Origin of the sequence: Hydrocoleum sp. CS-953, from assembly GCF_002260545.1 — a bacterium.
Classification (GTDB): domain Bacteria; phylum Cyanobacteriota; class Cyanobacteriia; order Cyanobacteriales; family Microcoleaceae; genus Trichodesmium.
The window spans coordinates 1-2,510 of sequence record NZ_LGSU01000233.1 but is presented as its reverse complement, the minus strand read 5'-3'; the positions used below and the strand labels follow the sequence as shown (position 1 = coordinate 2,510).

At 33.4% G+C, this 2,510-nt stretch carries 2 protein-coding genes; both read left to right on the top strand.

From position 1 onward, the window contains the following. A partial coding sequence (locus tag AFK68_RS01975) for a glycosyltransferase family 4 protein (protein ID WP_143437426.1) occupies positions 1 to 1,765 on the top strand: 1,765 nt, incomplete at its 5' end. A gap of 24 nt (positions 1,766 to 1,789) precedes the next feature. After that, positions 1,790 to 2,422 carry a sulfotransferase family 2 domain-containing protein gene (locus AFK68_RS01970; protein WP_094671215.1) on the top strand — a complete coding sequence of 211 codons (633 nt, stop codon included), beginning with the start codon at positions 1,790 to 1,792 and terminating at the stop codon, positions 2,420 to 2,422. The last annotated feature ends 88 nt before the right edge of the window (positions 2,423 to 2,510 follow it).

Sequence of the window (2,510 nt, the reverse complement as noted above, 5' to 3'; positions counted from 1 at the left end):
TGCTTGTGAAATTGCTATTGATTTGCAAATTGAACATCCGCATCTTTCTAAATTATACAATTTTGCTTTAAGTAGAAAAGAAAAAGCAGATAATGATTTAGCTTTACAAGACCATTATAAAAAATTACAAGAATTTCCGGAAAATCCAGAATTATACCTGGAATTAGGTAAAGCTTTAGTAGAACAAAATCGCATAGATAATGCTATTATTTTCTATCAAATGGCTTTGCAAATTCAACCAGATTATGCGGAAATTTATTTTGAAATGGGCAATGCTTTAAAAGCTCAAGAAAATTTTTTCCAAGCTATAGAATGTTACCGGAAAGCTATTGAAATTAGACCAGATTATTGTTGGTATTATAATGGCTTGGGTGATATTTTGAAAAGTACCCTAGATTTTGATGAAGCGATAAATGCTTACCGTAAAGCTATAGAACTTGAGTCAAACTTTGCTGGATTTAATCATAATTTAGAGGCAGCTTTAAAGGAAAAAGAGCGTATTGATTCTATTAAAGATTTCTGTCAAGACTTTTCCCATCCCAGAAAAAGTAAAATAGAAGATGGTCAGTCTTTGAAAATCCTGATGGTAACATCTTACCCTCCTTATCCTCCTAATTCTGGGGCACCAATGCGGATGTTTGAAGAGATAAAATATTTGGGAAGTCGTCATCATTTAGTAGTTGTTTCCTTTATTTTTTCAGAAGAAGATTATGCCATTGAAACAGAATTAGCAAATTATTGCGATCGCGCAATTATGACTATGTTAGGCGCTCCCTATAGTGCTAGAAACCCCAACGATCCCAAACAAATATATCGCTGGCATACTTGGAATATGAGAAAAATTTTAGAGGAACTCAGAATAATTGATTTTGATGTTGTCTTATTTGATTTTATTTATCTGGCATCTTATGTAGATTTATTTGCAGATACTTATACTGTCTTACAAGAACACAATATAGAGTCTAATCTTTTGCAACAATGCGCCCTAGCTTCTAAAGAAACTTCTAATTTAGAAGAAATAGCAGCAGATGTGGATGCTGTCAAAGCTTTTTTAGATGCAGATAAAGAAGCTAAGTTATTACAGGACTATGAAAAGCGAAACTGGCCTAAGTTTGATTTAGTAACTTTAGTTAGTGAGTCTGACAGGAAACAACTGGAGGAGCGTTGCCCAAAAGCTAAAACATTGGTAGTTGAAAATGGAACTGATACTATTGGCATTACTCCTGTCAATAATACTCAGGCAAGAAAAATGCTATTTATGGGGAATTTAGCATACTATCCGAATATAGATGGAGTAATGTTTTTTGTTGAGGAGATATTACCCAAAATTTGGGAACAAGACCCTGAATTAGTTTTCTGTGTTGCAGGCCGCGATCCAGGAAAACAAATACAGGAATTAGCAAAAGATCCTCGTATTGAGGTAGTTGCTAGTCCGAAAGATATGAGCGAGGTAGCAAAAGACTGTATGATGAGCGTCGTACCATTACGACTCGGAAGTGGAACTAGGTTAAAAGTATTGCATTCTATGGCAATGGGATTACCTGTTATATCTACCAGTCTGGGATGTGAAGGTTTATTAGTTACAGAGGAGGTTGATATTGCGATCGGGGATGACCCACAGAAGTTTGCTGATGGGGTTGTTAAAATGAGTAGGGATGGAGATTTTAGAGATCAGCTGCGTCTAAACGGGCTTGAGTTAGTTAAAAATAAGTATGATTGGAAGAGTATATTTAGCAATTTTGAAAAGAAATTGTTGTCTATGTAGTGTTTACTATAGCTTTGATACAAAATGATCATATCTCACAAATACAAATTCATATTTATCCACATTAATAAGTGTGGAGGTACCAGTATAACTAAGGCGTTGATTCCATATCTGGGAAAGAAAGACCTAATTCTTGGATGTTTACCTAAGTACGAAAAACTCTCAGAAGAGTATCTACAAAAACATCAAATTTATAAACATTCAACTGCTCCGGAAATCCGTAATTTCATTGGAGAAGATATATGGAATCAGTATTTCAAGTTCACCTTTACAAGAAATCCATGGTCTAAAATATTGTCAACTTACTTTTGGTTTCACAAGTATAAAAACTGGGGTCAAGGAGGCAAAGCAGATAAAATTCGTCAGTTACCAGACTTTAGTGCTTATGCAAAGTCTAAATATTTAGATGAAAAGTCTTGTTCCTTATTCATATTTGACGATAAAGGTAGTAATTTAATAAATTTTACTGGTAAACAAGAAAATTTAGATCGTGACTTTGCTTATGTTTGTGGAAAATTAGGGTTGCCACTTATTACTCTTAATAACGAAAATAATACACAACATTCTCATTACCAGAAATACTATGATGAAGAAGCCAAAATGATAGTTGCTAATAAGTATGCTGACGATATAAAATTTTTTAATTATGAATTTTAAAAAAATTAAAGCTGGGTGAGAACGCAAATAACAACTACTAAAAGTTAATTGATAAAACTATGAGTAAAAAAGATACTTTACTAGAAGA

Bases quoted from the DNA above. Each gene is read 5' to 3' on its own strand.
- AFK68_RS01970 (WP_094671215.1), top strand. From the start codon at position 1,790: ATGATCATATCTCACAAATACAAATTCATATTTATCCACATTAATAAG.